The organism is Sporosarcina sp. Y1009, from assembly GCF_057669865.1.
This window is the reverse complement of the sequence record NZ_JBYHFO010000008.1, coordinates 112,810-130,795: the sequence shown is the minus strand read 5'-3', so window position 1 is coordinate 130,795 and position 17,986 is coordinate 112,810. Positions and strand designations below refer to the sequence as shown.

Sequence of the window (17,986 nt, the reverse complement as noted above, 5' to 3'; positions counted from 1 at the left end):
CACCTCTTTTTCCCTGTTATAGCGTTTCTCCGCAGTCCCCACAAAACTTGGCATTTGGATTATTTTCTTTCCCACATTTTTCACAAGTTTTCTTAGAAAGCTGGTTAGTCCCACACTCGCCGCAGAACTTCGCATCTTCATTTATTTCTGTTTTACAATTAACGCATGGAACTTTTTTCTTTTGTACTGATTTTCCGCAATCTCCGCAAAACTTAGCGTTTTTGTTGACGAGGGCATCACAATGCGGACAATTTACTTTTTCAGACGCTGGTGATGGTGCTGGTGCTGCATTTTGTTGTTGATTGCCTGAAAACGCATTCGCCATGACACCACCTAATGCAGCTCCAGCTCCGAGTCCAGCGCCCGCTCCTGCAAGTCCGCCGCCTTCATTCTTCGCAGCGTCCCGAAGTGCTTCAGCCGCTTGAAACTGTTGGTACTGTCCTAGGTCACCAAGAACGCCCATCGATGTTCGTTTATCCATCGCTTGTTCAACTTCTTTTGGCAACGATAAGTTTTCGATGTATAGGGAAGTGATTTCAAATCCAAATGCACTAAAACGCTCTTGCATTTTTTCTTTCCCTTGTGTGCTTAACTCGTCGTAGAACATCGCCAAATCTAGTGCTGCTATTTTCGACTCTGCGAATAAATCTGTCAAACCGGAGATAATCATCTTTTTCAACTGATTCTCAATGCTACTCGTATCATATGTAGCATTCGTTCCAAATAATTCTTTTAAAAATACAGTCGGTTCGGAAACGCGGTAAGAATAGATCCCATATCCACGTAAACGAATCATCCCAAATTCAGGATCTCTCATCATAATTGGATTTGACGTACCCCATTTTTGATTCACAAATTGTTTCGTATTGACAAAGTATACTTCTGCTTTAAAAGGAGAGTTAAAACCAGTTTTCCAAGACTTTAACTTTGTTAAGACAGGCATGTTTTGCGTCCATAATTGATGCCTACCTGGACCAAATACATCGGCAATTTCACCTTCATTGACAAAAATCGCTACTTGCGATTCTCTAACGGTTAATTCTGCACCCATTTTAATTTCATTATTTTGAACGGGGAATCTGTAAACCATTGTGTTGGTATTACTGTCTGTCCATTCGATTACTTCTATAAATTGACTTTTAAAGAATCCAAAAAGTCCCATATTTCGCCCTCCTAGTAGTTTCCATTCACTAATTTAACTAATGCCATTATATCATAATACGTTCGAATCTATTTTTGGTTTCATTTTAGTCAGTTGTAACTATTTCTAAATTTTACCGTCTACTTCATTAACGAGACCAGGAGGGGAATCTATGATGAAAAAAGTGTTATGGATAGGGTTAATAATAAGTGTTTCTATCTTTATGACCGCATGCAGTTCAAATGATTCAATGAAAGAAGATAAGGGGCTATCTGCGGGGAAATATGAATCATCCCCTGAATCATCGATTTCAAATGATATGGCTGTTGACCGGGATAGTTCAGTGACAGAGAGCGAGGAGTCCGGCGCAGAGGCTGAATCAGAATCAGAATCAGAAACAGACGTTGGAAAAGTGGTTAGCGAAGTTTCAACGGACCGGATGATCATCCACCGGGCAAATTTGCAACTGAATGTAAAAGATTTTGCAAAAGCTGAACAAAATATAGAAAAAAAGGTGACTGAATACGGTGGATACATCGTGGAGTCAAATGTATATCGAGAAGATGATGAATCAGTTAGCGGAGAAATTACAGTTCGAATTCCAGAACAACATTTCCAAAAGTTTTTGACAGCTGCCGAGGGAGAAGCTGCTGACATCTTAGAGCGTTCAGTAACCGGCCAAGATGTGACGGAGCAATACGTTGACTTGAAATCACGAGTTAAATCGAAACGCGCAGTTGAGGAAAGGTTGCTTGATTTTATGGGCGATGCAGAAAAAACCGAGGATTTATTAAAAATATCGTCTGACTTATCGGCTATCCAAGAAGAAATTGAACTAATTGTTGGGAAAATGAATTTCTTAGAAAACCAAACAGCTTATTCGACGATTGAAATTATGATGTTTGAGAATCGCGTTATTGTACCCGAACTAGATAATAAAGACTTAGATACATGGGATAAAACGAAAAAACAACTTGCGACTAGTACGAACTTTATACTTGCAGCCGGTTCAGGTTTGATCGTATTCATCATTGGAAATTTACCGATTTTTATTCTTTTACTGCTGATTGGGTTTGGCGTTTATTTCGCCTTTGTTCGAAATAGGGTTAAGTAAATTTGGAATCCGGCTATTTTAACGGACATTCACGAATAGAATGGTAAGGTACAGCGATCAGCCTAATAAAGGGGAAAACAAAATGAGTTTGAACCAAATCATGCGCATTGCAGTGATCCTTATTGGAATTATTATCGCGATTAAATTCTTGCTGTTCTTATTCGGAGGATCTGGAGATGAGTTAAGCAAATCCATTGCCGCTGATCATATTGTAAATGTGAATGTGTCTACGGATATCGGCGACATTCAAATTGCGCCACATGACGGGCATGACATACGGGTGCAATTAGAAGGAAAAGCAACGAAGAAACCATCAAAAAAGTTCAAGCTGACTTTAAAAGAAAAAAACGGCGAAGTAACGATAAAAGCAAAAATGAAATCCGGTTTTTTTTCCTTCCGAAAATTATCTGACGGTTATACCATTTTAGTAGAGCTTCCTACTAAACAATATGATCGACTTCAGGTACACGCCGATGTTGCAAACATTTATGTCGATTCGATCTATGCCAACGAATCGCATATAACTATAACCACCGGGAATATTAACTTACTCGGAATAGGTGGAGTGGTCAATGCCAAGGCGGAAGTTGGGGACATTACAATTAACTTACAAAGTATAGCGAATAACATTCAAGCGAAAACCGAAGTTGGGAATATTGACGTCAAAACAAAAGAAGCACCACTCGCCCTCCAAACCGACTTAAATAATAGTGTGGGGAATACAACAATCAACTTACCGAACGAAGTAGGCGGTTCTATTGGAATTGGCGGACCGAACGTCAAATTGACAGTAGCTGTAGGGAGTATCTCTTTGTCACTCAGCGATTAATTTAATGACTAATGCAAAAGCCGACGCAAAATGTTGGCTTTTTCTAATTCCCTTCTTAATTGTAAAAACTTCTCATTGATTAACAATGGAAAAATGGGCTATACTGAATTATAGAACACATGTTCCTTGGAGGTGTTAGTATGTATGAGGATTTACCGAATCGAAAAATTATTTGTCTTGATATGCGTAGTTTTTACGCGAGTTGTGCGGCAGTGATGGAAGGGCTTGATGTTATGGAGACGCCTATTGCGATTGTCGGAAATAAGGACCGAAAAGGCGGAGTTGTCCTCGCTGCATCACCGCCGTTAAAAGAAAAATTCGGGATAAAGACTGGCAATCGATTGTTTGAAATACCGGATGATCCATCAATTCATCTTATTGAACCGAAGATGGGCTTCTTTATCGACGTATCGATGGAAATTACTCGGCTTTTGAACCGATATGTTCCAAAAGAGGCCATTCACACATATAGCGTCGATGAAAGTTTTATTGACTTAGCTGGGACAGAACGTTTATGGGGACCTCCAGAAAAATTAGTCCGCCGTATACGCGAAGATCTTATGAGTCAATTTGAGCTTCGGTCCGCAATTGGGATAGGTCCAAACATACTTCTTTCCAAACTAGCGCTCGATCTTGAAGCGAAGAAAACGGGAATTGCGGAATGGACGTATGACGACGTGCCGGAAAAGTTATGGCCAGTCGTACCGCTAAGTCGAATGTGGGGGATTGGCAGTCGCCTAGAAAAAACGCTCAACGGTATGGGGCTTTTCTCTGTTGGCGATCTTGCGCATGCACCGCTTGAAAGGCTCGAGAAGAAATTCGGTGTAATGGGGAATCAGCTGTATTACCATGCACATGGAATCGACTTATCCGACATGGGCGCACTGCTTGTCGAAGGGCAAGTAAGCTACGGAAAAGGGCAAGTTCTATACCGTGACTATGTCGAACGAGAAGATATTCTTACGGTTATCTTGGAAATGTGTGAGGATATTGGGATGCGAGCGAGGGAAGCGAAGAGGGCAGGGCGTACTGTCCATTTGTCTGCCAGTTATTCAAAGCACGCATTCGGCGGGGGTTTTAATCGATCACGTTCAATGGCCGAAGCGACGAACGACACGATGAAAATTTATCAACTTTGTACGGTATTACTAGATGAGTTTCATGATGGACGTCCAATACGGCGTCTATCCATCAGTCTTACAAACTTGGAAGAAGAGCATTCCATGCAACTGAGCTTATTTGATGAGAGCAAGTGGCGCAATCGGAAGCTCGGGGAAACAATCGATTCGCTTAGAAATAAATACGGTTCGAATGCTGTACTCCGCGCGGTTTCCTATACGAAAGCGGGAACGGCCGTAGAACGAGCAAAACTTATCGGTGGACATTTTAAGTAAGAATTTTGAAATTTTCGAATAAAAAAGAACGCATGTGTGGTATGATGGAGGAGGAATAGAATAGTGTGTGTTCATAGGCGGTTGGCGCATCTGTAATCCCTTAATTCTCGCGACTTTGCGTGAATAACAGGGAAAGGAGGTGTTGCTAATGACGACATTTGAAGCATTGAGCATGTCAATTGGATTTTCAACTCTAATTGTTACGGTCATTGCGTTGTCATATACTTTTTCAAGAAAAAAGTAAACCGCCTCTGAACCTCTAAGTGAGAGTGCGGTTTACTGCCTCGTGCTGATCGCCTTTGAAGCGATACTATTCTATGACAGGCCGTTTGATGGTGGTACATCAAGCGGTCTTTTTTAATGTATGTTAATTCACTTATATTATACGTGTTAGTTATTTGTATTGCAATTACTAGTATCTATATGAGTAAATCAAATAATGTACTATCTTTGTTTATTTCTTTATAAGCAAAGCCCCATTGATTCATTCGCTGAATAAGCTCCGCGTAGTCCTCGCTGTGCTTTAATTCAATGCCGACAAGTCCCGGACCGCTTTCTTTGTTGTTCTTCTTCGTGTATTCGAATGTCGTAATATCATCATCCGGTCCAAGTACTTCGTCCAAAAATTGGCGGAGTGCTCCGGCACGTTGGGGAAAATTAACGATGAAATAATAGAGAAGTCCTTCATAAATTAATGACTTTTCTTTGATTTCTTGCATTCGGCCGATATCATTATTCCCGCCGCTAATGACGCAGACAATCGATTTCCCTTTAATTTCTTCTTTGTAAAAATCGAGTGCGGCAATCGGCAGAGCGCCGGCTGGTTCAGCAATAATCGCATGCAAATTATACAATTCTAAAATCGTTGAACAAACTTTGCCTTCTGGAACAGGCACGATGTCCGTCACATATTTTTTACAAATTTCATAAGTGTGTTGCCCGACACGTTGTACGGCAGCTCCGTCAACAAATTTATCGATATTCTCTAATGTTGTCACGCCTTTATTGGCGAATGCCGCTTGCATACTTGCCGCACCAGCTGGTTCGACGCCGATCATCTGTGTACTTGGTGAAACATTTTTAATGTAAGTGCTAAGTCCTGATAGGAGACCGCCTCCACCAATGCTGGAAAAGACATAATCGATAGGTTCTTCTATGTCATTCATAATTTCAATAGCGACTGTTCCTTGACCTGCGATAATATCTAAGTCGTCGAATGGGTGGATGAAAATCCTGTCATTCTCATTAGCATACTCCGTTGCGCTGGCGGACGAGTCATCAAAAGTATCGCCAGTCAAAATAATTTCGACATGTTCACGTCCAAACATTTTTACTTGATTTACTTTTTGCTTGGGCGTTGTTTGGGGCATGAATATTTTGCCATCGATTCCTAATTGTGCACAGGCATAGGCGACCCCTTGCGCATGGTTACCAGCACTCGCACAAACGATTCCTTTTTCACGTGCGACTTTTTCGACTTTCATCATCTTATAATAAGCGCCGCGTAATTTGAAGGAGCGAACATACTGCAAATCTTCTCTTTTTATATACACATGGCAACCATATTTTTCGGACAACTGCTCATTTTTTTGTAAAGGTGTGTGTGCAACCACATCTTTTAATTGCTGGTATGCTTTTAAGATATCTTCTACATGCAATGTTTGTGATTCTTGTTGTTTTACTGTCATTTGTTTTCCCTCCGCTATTGACTAAACATTTCTTAATAATAGCATGAAACTAAATAGTATGTGTAAATATTCACAAATATTAATGCGATAAATTTAAAAACTTGTGAACGAAACAAGCGTTTATTCTTAAAGTAAATATAAAAGTATTTCAGAATCCGAATAATTTAGAACTCGGAGCTTTTATATTGTTCCTAATTTTGCTAAACTAGTAAAAGGTTCAATTTTAAAGAAAAGTAGGGGGAGTCATGTGAAAGTTTTATTACAACTGAGTTGGTTTTTTAAACAACGAAAAAAGCAATATGCTTTGGGAATTGCTGCACTAGTCCTTGTTTCCATTTTGCAATTGCTGCCGCCAAAAATCATTGGGTATATTGTCGATGACATTACGCTAAACGAATTGACAGCTCCTGGTCTAACAAAATGGCTCATTATCTTGGCGATTGCAGGGATTCTTATGTATTTCGCGCGTTTTTATTGGCGTGTCATGATTTTCGGATCAGCCGTCCTGTTATCACGGACGATGCGTGAAAAGTTATTCAATCATTTTACGAGAATGTCTCCGTCATTCTATCAAAAAAGGCGTGTCGGTGATTTAATGGCTCATGCGACAAATGATATTAATGCCTTACAACAAACTGCTGGCATGGGGATTCTAACGTTAGTCGATTCCATTTCTACGGGTGGATTTGTAATTTTAACGATGGCCCTTACGATTAACTGGAAATTGACGTTAATCGCACTCATTCCGCTGCCATTCATGATTTTCTTGACAAGCTATTATGGAAGATTGCTTCGGAAACGATTCCGTTTCGCCCAAGAAGCCTTTTCCAATTTAAATGACAAAACACAAGAAAGTATAACGGGCATTAAAGTCATTAAGACATTTGGTCAACAGAAGGAAGATATTGAAGATTTTACTGATCAATCAACAGACGTTGTCGGTAAGAATATGCGTGTTGCAAAAATAGATGCATTATTCGACCCAACAATTACAGGAATATTTGCGATCTCATATATTTTATCATTTTACTTTGGTACAAAGTACATCATCGCTGGAGATATGTCTATCGGCGACATGGTTGCATTTAGTACATATCTTGGACTTCTCGTCTGGCCGATGCTTGCATTTGGATTCCTGTTCAATATTGTTGAACGCGGAAATGCTTCTTATAGCCGGATTACAGAATTACTTTCCATTGCACCTGAAATCACTGATTTACCTGGAGCGATTGATAAAAAACCAGAAGGGAATTTACAATTCAATATTGAAGAGTTTACATTCCCTGGGGATGAAACACCCGCATTGCAAAACGTGAATTTCACATTAAATCAAGGGGAAACGATGGGGATTGTCGGAAGAACCGGTTCAGGTAAAACGGCTATTCTTAAACTATTGCTACGCGAATTTGAAGGTTATAAAGGCAATATTTCTTATGGTGGGAATCCAATCAACAAATACAAACAGCAACGTTTACGAGAGTCTATCGGATATGTTCCGCAAGATCACTTCTTGTTTTCAACGACAATTGCTGAAAATATTGCATTCACAAATCCTAAGATTGAGAAGGAGAAAATTTATGAGGCTTCTCGGTTAGCACAAATTCATGATGATATTCTCGGATTTACTGAAGGATATGAAACCATAGTCGGAGAACGTGGTGTCTCTTTGTCAGGTGGACAACAACAGCGGGTATCTATTGCTCGCGCATTGATTATGAAACCTGAATTACTTATTTTGGATGATTCATTATCCGCGGTAGATGCAAAAACGGAAGAAGCCATTTTAGAAGCATTAAAACAAAACCGTACAGGTGAAACGACAATTATTACTTCACATCGACTTAGCGCAATTCAACATGCGCATAGAATTATCGTTATGCATGAAGGTACGATTGCCGAGGCAGGTACACATGAGGAACTATTGGCAAAGGATGGGAAATATAAAGAAATGTATGATCTTCAACAATTAGAAGTTATGGTCGAACAGGGGGGCGAAGTATAATGTCCGAAGAAAAACAACCTAAACTGACAGGTAAGGATCAATGGCAGGTTCTGAAAAGGCTGTTAAGTTACACTGCCCCGCATAAAGTAAGTATTACAATTGCGCTTGTTTTACTCATCATGACAATTACAGGTGGCATCGTCAGTCCGTTAATTATTCAGCGATTTATTGATAATAATTTGACACCATTGAATTTCCCAGAACGTGAAGTAACGACAATTGTTGTGCTTTACATTGGAATTCAGGTATTTATGGTCGTCGTATCTTATTTCCAATTGTTACGTTTTCAAGACATTGCTCTGAAAATTATCCAACAAATGAGAATCGATGTATTCTCAAAAGTACATGGACTTGGGATGCGTTACTTCGATAAAACACCTGCTGGAAGTATTGTGTCACGTGTAACCAATGACACAGAATCGATTAAAGAAATGTTTGTAAGTGTTATTGTCACGTTTTTACAAGCAGTATTTATGCTCTTAGGTGTTTATATTGCGCTATTTTCACTTGATGTGAAGTTAGCCTTCATTTCAATGTTATTAATGCCGCTCTTTATAGCGATTGTTGTGATTTATAGACGTTATAGTACAGACTTCTATCAAGATCTTCGTGAGCGACTAAGTCAACTTAATGCAAAAATCGCTGAATCCTTATCAGGAATGGGCATGGTTCAAGCATTTAGACAAGAAAAACGCTTAGAAGAAGAGTTCGATGAGATTAATGAAAAACACTACCGTGCTGGAATGCGTAATATTAGATTCGATGGAATTCTACTTAGCCCAGCAATTGATTTGCTCTATGCAGGGGCTATTGTATTCGTTCTTGGATACTTTGGGTTTATTTCGCTTGATAGTCCAGTTGAAGTAGGTGTTTTATATGCGTTTACTACGCTGATTGGACGCTTATTCCAACCTGTTCAGCAAGTCATGCAACGACTTTCGATTTTCCAACAAGCGATTGTTTCTGCATCACGTGTGTTTAAATTAATGGATGATACTGATATGGAACCTGAGCAGAAAATTGTGGAAAATGCTGAAATTGGGGATGGAAAAATCGAATTCCGTAACGTATCGTTTTCTTATGACGGTCAATCGGACGTTTTAAAGAACATTTCCTTTACCGCAAATGCTGGTGAAACCGTTGCACTCGTTGGCCATACAGGTAGCGGTAAGAGTTCCATTATCAACTTACTTATGCGTTTTTATGAATTTGAACGCGGTGATATCTACATTGACGGTGTTTCGTTAAAGGAATATCCGACAGAAGAGCTTCGTCAGAAAACTGGGCTTGTCTTACAGGATCCTTTTATGTTTTATGGAGATATTGAAAGTAATATTCGTTTGCATAATAAAGAAATGACACCCGAGGAAGTCAGAGGCGCAGCGGAATTTGTCCGCGCAAATGAGTTCATCGAAAAATTGCCAGGAAAGTACGCTCAAAGAGTTACGGAAAGAGGATCTACTTTTTCGAGTGGGCAACGTCAACTTGTTGCATTTGCGCGTACAATTGCTACGAATCCAAAAATTCTTGTTCTAGACGAGGCAACTGCAAACATTGATACAGAAACTGAAGTTGCCATTCAAGCAAGCCTGGAGAAGATGAGAAGGGGCCGAACAACAATTGCCATTGCTCACAGATTAAGTACAATTCAAGATGCGGAACTTATTCTTGTTCTGCACAAAGGCGAAATTGTTGAGAGAGGCACACATCAAGAGTTACTTGCACAAAAAGGGCTTTATCATATGATGTACGAATTACAAAATAGTACAGTTGAAGACGCAATTTAATCATTATGACTTACAGTGAATCCACAAGATTCCTGTAAGTCGTTTTTTTATGCATTCAACAACTTCAAAGCGCTCTATTGAAGAAAGTGAAAAGGATTGTAGTATAATTCTTCTCAAAGAGGCTAGATAGCATTCGCTTTTATTATTTGTCACAAAGCTTTCACAGTCGTTTTCAGCGAATTTCTATACTAGTTTTGTTACGATTGAGGTAGAAAAAATTAGGGGGGAAATAAATGGGGACTGATTTAAATCTATTCTTCGCCTTTGGAGCTGGTCTGCTAAGCTTCTTATCACCATGTACATTGCCTTTATATCCCGCATTTCTTTCATATATTACCGGAATGTCACTTGATGATTTGCAATCGAATTCCAAGCGGATGAATAAAACAGGTATGCTTCATACATTATTCTTCCTGATTGGATTCTCACTCATCTTTGTTGCATTGGGATTCGGTTCATCATATTTAGGCGTATTTTTCAAACAGAATATGGAGCTTTTAAGACAAGTCGGTGCCATATTCATCGTATTATTCGGTCTAGTGATTACAGGCATATTTACACCAACATTTTTATTGAAGGAACGGAAACTTCAGTTTAAAAATCGACCAGCAGGTTATTTAGGAACGATGTTAATTGGATTAGGATTTTCAGCAGGGTGGACACCTTGTATGGGACCAATCATTGGTGCGATAATAGCACTTGCTAGTACTAATCCAGGTTCAAGTATGTTTTATATGTTGGCATACGTCCTTGGATTTGCAATTCCATTTTTCGTTCTCTCTTTCTTTGTTACAAAAATTGTAGCGATTCGAAAGTACAGCGGTTTAATTATGAAAATCGGCGGATATGTAATGATTGCAGTCGGAATTTTATTGTTTTTTGATGGCATGACATATATTATTACGTTACTTCAACCAATTTTCGGAGACTTTACTGGATTTTGATTTGACTAATGGAGTGGAAAATGTGGAACGGATAAATTCATATGAAGACTGGACCAGAATCGTAAAGGATCAAAACTCTCTTCTCCTTTTTGTGAAAACAGATAATTGTTCTGTCTGTGATGGCTTGCTACCACAAGTTGCTGCACTCCAAGGGGATTCTGTTCCGTTTTATCTCGTAAATGTGGCAGAAACCCCTGAAATTGCAGGGCAATTATCCTTATTTACAGCACCGGTCGTATTGTTATATAAAAATGGAAAAGAACACGCTAGATTTGCGCGTTTCGTACAAATAAGAGAATTAAAAAAACGCTTGATTGAACTTCAGGAATGGAGGAATCAAGTTGATTGAAGCCATTTTCACTAAGATTCCGCCTGTTTACCTAATCATTGGTTCAACGTTTTTGGCGCTTTTTATGGGCACGATGGCGGCGATTGTTCGTTCAAAAGCAGCAAAACGACCCGTATCTGTTAAGAAGATTATTTTACCACCAATTTTTATGTCGACCGGCGCATTCATGTTTATATTTGAAGAATTTCGCGTTGCACCAATTCAAATATTGGAAGCTATTGGCGTAGGAATGTTATTTTCGATTATTTTAATTCGGACGACTCATTTTGAAATTCGTGATAATGAAATCTTCATCAAAAAATCAAAAGCTTTTGTATTCATTTTGTTTGGACTTTTAATCATACGACTTATTGGGAAGTTATTATTAAGTAATACAATCGATATCGGAGAACTTGGCGGCATGTTCTGGATTCTTGCTTTTGGGATGATTGTCCCCTGGCGAGTCGCAATGCTAGTTAAATATAAAAAGCTACACAATAAAAAAGATGTCGGCATGTAATTCATGCCGACATCTTTTTTTATGTATTACTTTTTTCTTTTTGAAATAAATGCTCATACGGTGATATGTCGAAATCTAATTCAGTAAGTTTTTTACGTAAAAACTTATAATCACGCGGCGGCGTCGCAATAATATACCCGCGAATAATAAGGTCCATATCTATTTTCTTCGCTTTTTCACTAAGCGCAATTTCACCTATTTTGGCACCTATTTTTTGCTTAGCAACGGGACGAAACAATTCTGGAACAGGTTTTGTCAGTTCCTCAAGCATATCCTTTGCGTCGTCACTCCATAGATGAATCGATTTATCGACATAATATTCTTCCCAGTCTAAATCTGATTTTCCATCTGCCTTCGGGAATACTTTTAAAAATTTTCGAAACATAAAAAAGCCACCTATTGCAAACAACGCAACAAGTACAATTACCCAAAACATGATAAACCACAGAAACCAACCTTCTAGCATTGCTTTCACCTCTTCCATACTAGTTTACATTATAAAAGAATTTTAGGGAAAAGACACGGAGAACGTATCCCTTTTCCTTTTTTTCATCTATATAGGTGTTGAAAGGGGGTGAGAAATATGGCGACAATCGATTTTAAACATGCAGTGGGTCGTGTTTTCTTTGACGGTGGATTGACGGAGGGTGGAAAGCTCATCCGAAAATCGAAAACTTATCGTAATATTGCGGCAGGTGTTGATGCAACGAGTTTGTATAACGGACTTGAAGAATTGGCAAATTTGTCATCGCTTCCGTTTATCGGAGCAGAAAAAGTTGAAACTTCATCAGTGAACAACTAATTAGAGAAGGAGGAGAAAGTAAATGGCCAAAACATTACAACTTAATTTTGAGACAGCAAATGGTAAGAAAATGATGTTAACTGTTGATGAACCGCGTGAGGATCTTACCCAGGTCCAAGTCGAAGCCGCAATGCAAGAAGTGATTAATGCAGGAATCTTTGGTGTTGACGACTCACTCATCGCATCAGCAATTGGTGCACGGGTAGTCGAACGCACAGTTACAGAACTAATAGAAGCATAAAAACGAAGCCGGCCTCCTAAATTTTGTCGAGGTCGGTCTTTTAAATTATATTGAAGAAAGGAGAGGACCATATGGATCAATGGATTAGTCTCGTTCAAGAAATCGGCTTTCCGATAATTGTATCCTTTTATCTATTGCACCGAATCGAATCGAAACTCGTAGCGATCCATGATGTGCTTGTCACCGATAGTAAGAAGTAAACTTCACAGAAACGTCAGTGTTTCGCCACACCAGATTACAGCCCTTCGCTTGTCCAGGAAGGGTTTTTACGATATGATTAGTGCATCATTTGATAGTGAGGGAGAAACCGATGCATAATTTTTTCAAGACATCTTTACTTATAATTAGTGTACTCATTTTGGGTGCTTGCTCCGGGAATGAGTTTAAACCAGATCATAAACTTAAAATTGAACCATTCGCTTTTACAAATCAGCAGAATGAAGAAGTGACACTTGAAGACTTAGAAGGGGAAGTATGGCTTGCCCAATTTGTGTTCTCGAATTGTACTTCAGTTTGCGGACCCATGATGGTCAATATGGCAAACCTGCAAGATGAACTTATTAAAGAAAAGGTTGAAGACTATAAAATTGTTTCTTTCACAGTTGACCCAGCAGTGGATACACCGGAAGTGCTGCAAGGGTATTTAGATATGTTTGCGCCGATGGACGAGACTAAATGGGAAATGTTAACAGGTTATAAGCAAGCAGAAATTACTGAAATCGCAAAAAAATCATTCGCACAAATCGTGATTCCAGATCCGAATTCTGATCAAGTGACGCATGGTACACGCTTCGCACTCGTCAATCAGGAGGGGTTGGTCGTCAAATTATACGATGGTATAGGGGACAGTGAAAACCCCTTCGATAATTACGTGGATGATATTGTAAAAGATATGAAGGCGCTTATAAAACAAGGCGCGTAGCTGAGGAGATAGGATAATGAAGCTTAAAAAAAAACGATTCTCTTTTAAAACGAAAGCATTGTTCATTGTCCTTTTTATACCTGTAGCGGTTACAGTATTTACTCTTACAGCAATTATTTGGGCAAGTATTAACAACTCAGATCTTTTAAGAAAATCTGCTAGTACGCTATTTGATAATCAAGATGAAATTCCAGAAGAGTATATTTCTGTTTATATGGATGCTGCGGACGCATATGATATTCCCTGGACACTACTAGCAGCACAACATCGAATTGAAACCAGATTCTCTACGATGGACCCACTACTTTCGCCGGTTGGTGCCGAAGGGCATATGCAGTTTATGCCTTGCACGTTTGTTGGATGGACGTACCCTGGTTGTTCTGGCCTTGGTAAAGGGGAAATCCCGGAGAATGATAAAAAGAATCCTGAAGTGATAGAACATTACGGAGGATACGGCGTCGATGCAAATGGGGACGGAATTGCTGATCCATACGATATTGAAGACGCCATGTTTAGCGCAGCTAACTACCTTGCGGACACCGGTGCCGCAACAGGTGACTATGAAAAGGCGATATTTGATTATAATCATAGTGAAAAGTACGTAGAAGATGTGCTTTGGTTCTTTACTAAATTTGAAGAATCCCGTCAGGAAATTGAAGCATCCTACGAAAAAAGATGAAGCGATAAACGAGGCCACTGAAAAAGTCCGCTTTTGAACATTGTTGTGAGAATGGAAACTGAGAGCGAAAAAAAATAAAAAAGGCGTTTTCTGTTCTAATTAGAACAGAAAACGCCTTTTTTCGATAAACAGTTCATCTTTTTTACTTTCGCATTGATTTTAATATTAGACTTACAATAAACACCAGAATTACTGCTCCGATCAGAGCTGGGAAAACATAAAAATCGGAAACTTTCCAACCCCACTCACCGAGTAGTGTACCACCTATCCAAGCACCAATTATACCAGCAATAATATTACCAATTATGCCGCCCGGAATATCTTTTCCTAAAATAACGCCAGCTAACCAACCGATGATTCCACCGATGATTAAAAACCAAATAAAACTCATTGGTAATTCATCTCCTTTAGATTTAAAAATAAATGATTAATGATTAGAACTATTGTTGGTATAACCTCATTCATGGATTTTAAACATTCATCTCTAAAAAAAATAAAAGTATTCGTATATTTTTCAAGTTCACCATTAACTTAGTTCTTGAACAAGTATGCAAATTGTACAACCCGACTCCCTAACAACAAAAAATGTCGTACAACTTTGATGTTCATTTACATTAAAATAGGGTAAATATAAATAATGCTGTCAGTTCACGGAATATAAATAGAAAGGGTTGATAATTTAGTAGGATATGACTTATGTAATAGGTCATCACATTTACTTATGATAAACTATAAAGTTATTGTATTTTACTTATGTTTGAATCTATTATATGATTAGGAAGAGAAAAGACGCGCTTTTATCGACTTTTCAGTAGTTAGAAGGAGGAATTCAAATGGCAAAAAGCAACTTACACAATAGCCGCACATCATTTGAACTAGATGGTAAAACATATAATTATTATCGTCTAAAAGCAATTGAAGAAGCTGGTATTGCAAACATTTCCAAACTACCCTATTCAATTAAAGTATTACTTGAATCCGTACTGAGACAACATGATGGGTATGTCATTAAAGATGACCACGTATCAAATCTTGCTAAATGGGGAACTGGAGCTGATCCTAACGGAGAAGTGCCTTTCAAACCATCACGCGTTATCCTACAAGACTTCACAGGCGTTCCTGTAGTCGTCGACCTAGCATCACTTCGTTCAGCTATGGCTGAAATGGGTGGAGATCCAAATAAGATCAACCCTGAAATTCCGGTTGACCTTGTTATTGACCACTCTGTACAAGTAGATAGCTACGGTACTGATGCTGCACTTCAATTAAACATGGACCTTGAATTTAAACGTAACGCTGAACGTTACCAGTTCTTAAGCTGGGCACAAAAAGCATATGACAACTACCGTGCAGTTCCGCCTGCAACAGGAATTGTTCACCAAGTTAACCTTGAGTACTTGGCAAACGTTGTTCATGCAATTGAAAACGAAGACGGCACATTCGAAGCGTATCCAGATACACTTGTTGGTACTGACTCACATACGACGATGATCAACGGTATGGGTATTCTTGGATGGGGCGTTGGTGGTATCGAAGCTGAAGCAGGAATGCTTGGCCAACCATCATACTTCCCACTACCTGAAGTTGTTGGTGTTAAATTGGTTGGAGATCTTCCAAACGGCACAACTGCAACAGACCTTGCACTAAAAGTAACACAAACGCTACGTGCACACGGCGTTGTAGGGAAATTTGTTGAGTTCTTCGGACCAGGTGTTGCGGTACTACCACTTGCAGACCGTGCAACAATTGCCAACATGGCACCTGAATACGGCGCTACATGTGGATTCTTCCCAGTAGACGAAGAAACACTTGACTACATGCGTCTAACAGGTCGCGAAGAAGAACAAATTCAAGTTGTAAAACAATACCTTGTTGAAAACGATATGTTCTTTACTGTTGATAATGAAGAGCCAGTTTATACAGAGGTTGTTGAAATTGACCTTTCTATAATTGAACCGAACCTTGCTGGACCGAAACGTCCTCAAGACTTGATTCCACTATCAGACATGCAACGTGAGTTTAACGATGCAGTTGTTGCTCCAGAAGGAAACCAAGGCTTTGGTTTATCGCCGAAGAAACTTTCAGAAAAAGCGACAATCGACTTCGAAGACGGACGTTCTGTTGAGATTAAAACTGGTGACCTTGCAATCGCTGCAATCACATCATGTACAAATACATCTAACCCATATGTTATGCTAGGTGCTGGACTTGTTGCGAAAAAAGCAGTTGAAAAAGGACTTACACCACCAGCTTACGTAAAAACATCACTTGCACCAGGTTCAAAAGTAGTTACTGGGTATTTACAAGATTCAGGGCTTCTTACTTATTTGGAGCAAATCGGATTCAACCTTGTTGGATACGGATGTACGACATGTATCGGAAACTCAGGACCATTACTTCCTGAAATCGAGAAAGTTGTCATTGAAAATGATATGCTTCTTTCATCAGTTCTTTCTGGTAACCGTAACTTTGAAGGACGTATCCACCCGCTTGTAAAAGCGAACTACTTGGCTTCACCGCCACTAGTTGTTGCTTATGCACTTGCTGGAACAGTTGATATCGATCTTCAAAATGATCCAATTGGTCAAGATAAAGACGGCAATGATGTCTTCTTCAAAGACATCTGGCCATCAACAGAAGAAGTTGCAGAAGCTGTTAAATCAACAGTAACTCCTGAACTCTTCCGTAAAGAATATGCACGCGTCTTCACAGAAAACGAAGCGTGGAACGCAATCGAAACGACAGATGATTCATTGTATGATTTCGATGAGAATTCAACTTATATTCAAAATCCACCATTCTTCGAAGGCCTTGCAGCAGAACCAGAAGATATTAAAGAACTATCAGGACTTCGTGTCATCGGTAAATTCGGTGACTCAATCACAACAGACCATATTTCACCTGCAGGCGCAATCGGAAAAGATACGCCAGCTGGTAAATACTTGACTGAAAACGGCGTAAATCCACGTTACTTCAACTCATACGGTTCACGTCGTGGTAACCACGAAGTTATGATGCGCGGTACATTTGCGAATATCCGTATTCGTAACCAAATCGCAAAAGGAACAGAAGGCGGCTATACAACTTACTGGCCGACAAAAGAAATCATGCCGATCTATGATGCTGCAATGAAGTATCAAGAAGACGGCACAGGTCTTGCAATCATTACAGGTCAAGACTACGGAATGGGTTCTTCACGTGACTGGGCTGCGAAAGGTACATCACTTCTCGGCATTAAAACAGTTATCGCGGAAAGCTACGAACGTATTCACCGTTCAAACCTTGTCATGATGGGCGTTCTTCCGCTTCAATTCATGAAGGGTGAAGGTGCTGAATCACTTGGCTTAACAGGTGAAGAAGCAATTAGCGTGAACATTACTGAAAATGTAAAACCACGTGACATTCTAAAAGTAACAGCAACAGCGAAAGACGGTTCAGTGAAAGAGTTCGACGTCCTTGCACGTTTCGACTCTGAAGTTGACGTAGATTACTACCGTCACGGCGGAATCCTGCAAATGGTTCTTCGTGATAAAATGAAAAGTAACTAATTTACTTTACTAAAAGGTGCTCATTAAATTGAGCACCTTTTTTATTT

19 protein-coding genes are annotated in these 17,986 nt (G+C 39.4%); 15 read left to right on the top strand and 4 right to left on the bottom strand.

The features are described 5' to 3' along the window. Window positions 1–16: 16 nt before the first annotated feature. Window positions 17–1,162 (bottom strand): SPFH domain-containing protein, encoded by a 1,146-nt coding sequence (locus AC25Y1_RS11920; RefSeq protein ID WP_488148215.1) that lies wholly within the window; start codon window positions 1,160–1,162, stop codon window positions 17–19. Between the two features lie 151 nt (window positions 1,163–1,313). On the opposite strand from AC25Y1_RS11920, the gene AC25Y1_RS11915 reads away from it, so the two are divergent. The 4 genes from AC25Y1_RS11915 (at window position 1,314) to AC25Y1_RS11900 (ending at window position 4,722) form a co-directional block, all read left to right on the top strand. Next, entirely contained in the window at window positions 1,314–2,255 is a 942-nt protein-coding gene (locus tag AC25Y1_RS11915) for a DUF4349 domain-containing protein (protein ID WP_488148214.1), read from the top strand. Between the two features lie 82 nt (window positions 2,256–2,337). Continuing rightward, window positions 2,338–3,084, top strand: coding sequence for a DUF4097 family beta strand repeat-containing protein (locus AC25Y1_RS11910; RefSeq protein ID WP_488148213.1), 747 nt, complete (start codon window positions 2,338–2,340; stop codon window positions 3,082–3,084). Between the two features lie 140 nt (window positions 3,085–3,224). Continuing rightward, window positions 3,225–4,478, top strand: a complete 1,254-nt coding sequence (locus AC25Y1_RS11905; protein ID WP_488148212.1) for a Y-family DNA polymerase — start codon at window positions 3,225–3,227, stop codon at window positions 4,476–4,478. A gap of 148 nt (window positions 4,479–4,626) precedes the next feature. Next, window positions 4,627–4,722: a putative holin-like toxin gene (locus AC25Y1_RS11900; RefSeq protein ID WP_488148211.1), complete on the top strand. Its 96-nt coding sequence runs from the start codon at window positions 4,627–4,629 to the stop codon at window positions 4,720–4,722. 175 nt (window positions 4,723–4,897) lie between these two features. On the opposite strand, the gene ilvA is transcribed toward AC25Y1_RS11900, so the two are convergent. Next, a complete protein-coding gene (gene ilvA, locus AC25Y1_RS11895) occupies window positions 4,898–6,166 on the bottom strand; it encodes a threonine ammonia-lyase IlvA (RefSeq protein ID WP_488148210.1) in 1,269 nt (422 codons plus the stop codon). A gap of 247 nt (window positions 6,167–6,413) precedes the next feature. Between ilvA and AC25Y1_RS11890 the strand changes: the two genes are divergently transcribed. The 5 genes from AC25Y1_RS11890 (at window position 6,414) to AC25Y1_RS11870 (ending at window position 11,747) form a co-directional block, all read left to right on the top strand. Continuing rightward, a complete protein-coding gene (locus AC25Y1_RS11890; protein WP_488148209.1) occupies window positions 6,414–8,168 on the top strand; it encodes an ABC transporter ATP-binding protein in 1,755 nt (584 codons plus the stop codon). Continuing rightward, on the top strand, window positions 8,168–9,955 hold the full coding sequence (locus AC25Y1_RS11885) for an ABC transporter ATP-binding protein (protein WP_488148208.1): 1,788 nt from the start codon (window positions 8,168–8,170) through the stop codon (window positions 9,953–9,955). The genes AC25Y1_RS11890 and AC25Y1_RS11885 overlap by 1 nt, the downstream gene beginning before the upstream one ends. A 233-nt stretch (window positions 9,956–10,188) precedes the next feature. Further along, the gene (locus AC25Y1_RS11880) at window positions 10,189–10,899 is read left to right on the top strand and encodes a cytochrome c biogenesis CcdA family protein (protein WP_488148207.1); all 711 of its coding nucleotides are present in this window, start codon (window positions 10,189–10,191) and stop codon (window positions 10,897–10,899) included. A 22-nt stretch (window positions 10,900–10,921) separates the two neighbouring features. Further along, entirely contained in the window at window positions 10,922–11,248 is a 327-nt protein-coding gene (locus AC25Y1_RS11875; RefSeq protein WP_488148206.1) for a thioredoxin family protein, read from the top strand. Beyond that, complete coding sequence (locus AC25Y1_RS11870; protein WP_488148245.1) at window positions 11,244–11,747, top strand: CcdC family protein; 504 nt, start codon at window positions 11,244–11,246, stop codon at window positions 11,745–11,747. The genes AC25Y1_RS11875 and AC25Y1_RS11870 overlap by 5 nt, the downstream gene beginning before the upstream one ends. Window positions 11,748–11,766: 19 nt before the next feature. On the opposite strand, the gene AC25Y1_RS11865 is transcribed toward AC25Y1_RS11870, so the two are convergent. Next, window positions 11,767–12,213: a DUF2621 family protein gene (locus AC25Y1_RS11865; RefSeq protein ID WP_488148205.1), complete on the bottom strand. Its 447-nt coding sequence runs from the start codon at window positions 12,211–12,213 to the stop codon at window positions 11,767–11,769. Between the two features lie 117 nt (window positions 12,214–12,330). On the opposite strand from AC25Y1_RS11865, the gene AC25Y1_RS11860 reads away from it, so the two are divergent. From AC25Y1_RS11860 to AC25Y1_RS11840, 5 genes are all read left to right on the top strand, one after another. Beyond that, a complete protein-coding gene (locus tag AC25Y1_RS11860) occupies window positions 12,331–12,549 on the top strand; it encodes a DUF1659 domain-containing protein (protein WP_488148204.1) in 219 nt (72 codons plus the stop codon). A 22-nt stretch (window positions 12,550–12,571) separates the two neighbouring features. Then, window positions 12,572–12,790: a DUF2922 domain-containing protein gene (locus tag AC25Y1_RS11855; protein ID WP_488148203.1), complete on the top strand. Its 219-nt coding sequence runs from the start codon at window positions 12,572–12,574 to the stop codon at window positions 12,788–12,790. 71 nt (window positions 12,791–12,861) lie between these two features. Next, the gene (locus tag AC25Y1_RS11850) at window positions 12,862–12,990 is read left to right on the top strand and encodes a YvrJ family protein (RefSeq protein WP_488148202.1); all 129 of its coding nucleotides are present in this window, start codon (window positions 12,862–12,864) and stop codon (window positions 12,988–12,990) included. Window positions 12,991–13,100: 110 nt separating this feature from the next. After that, entirely contained in the window at window positions 13,101–13,712 is a 612-nt protein-coding gene (locus tag AC25Y1_RS11845; RefSeq protein ID WP_488148201.1) for an SCO family protein, read from the top strand. 16 nt (window positions 13,713–13,728) lie between these two features. Continuing rightward, window positions 13,729–14,391: a lytic transglycosylase domain-containing protein gene (locus AC25Y1_RS11840; protein ID WP_488148200.1), complete on the top strand. Its 663-nt coding sequence runs from the start codon at window positions 13,729–13,731 to the stop codon at window positions 14,389–14,391. Window positions 14,392–14,533: 142 nt separating this feature from the next. Here the strand turns inward: AC25Y1_RS11840 and AC25Y1_RS11835 are convergent, their stop codons facing one another. Beyond that, window positions 14,534–14,782: a GlsB/YeaQ/YmgE family stress response membrane protein gene (locus tag AC25Y1_RS11835; RefSeq protein WP_488148199.1), complete on the bottom strand. Its 249-nt coding sequence runs from the start codon at window positions 14,780–14,782 to the stop codon at window positions 14,534–14,536. Window positions 14,783–15,224: 442 nt separating this feature from the next. Here AC25Y1_RS11835 and acnA point away from each other — a divergent pair, with 442 nt between their 5' ends. Continuing rightward, the gene (acnA, locus tag AC25Y1_RS11830; protein WP_488148198.1) at window positions 15,225–17,939 is read left to right on the top strand and encodes an aconitate hydratase AcnA; all 2,715 of its coding nucleotides are present in this window, start codon (window positions 15,225–15,227) and stop codon (window positions 17,937–17,939) included. The last annotated feature ends 47 nt before the right edge of the window (window positions 17,940–17,986 follow it).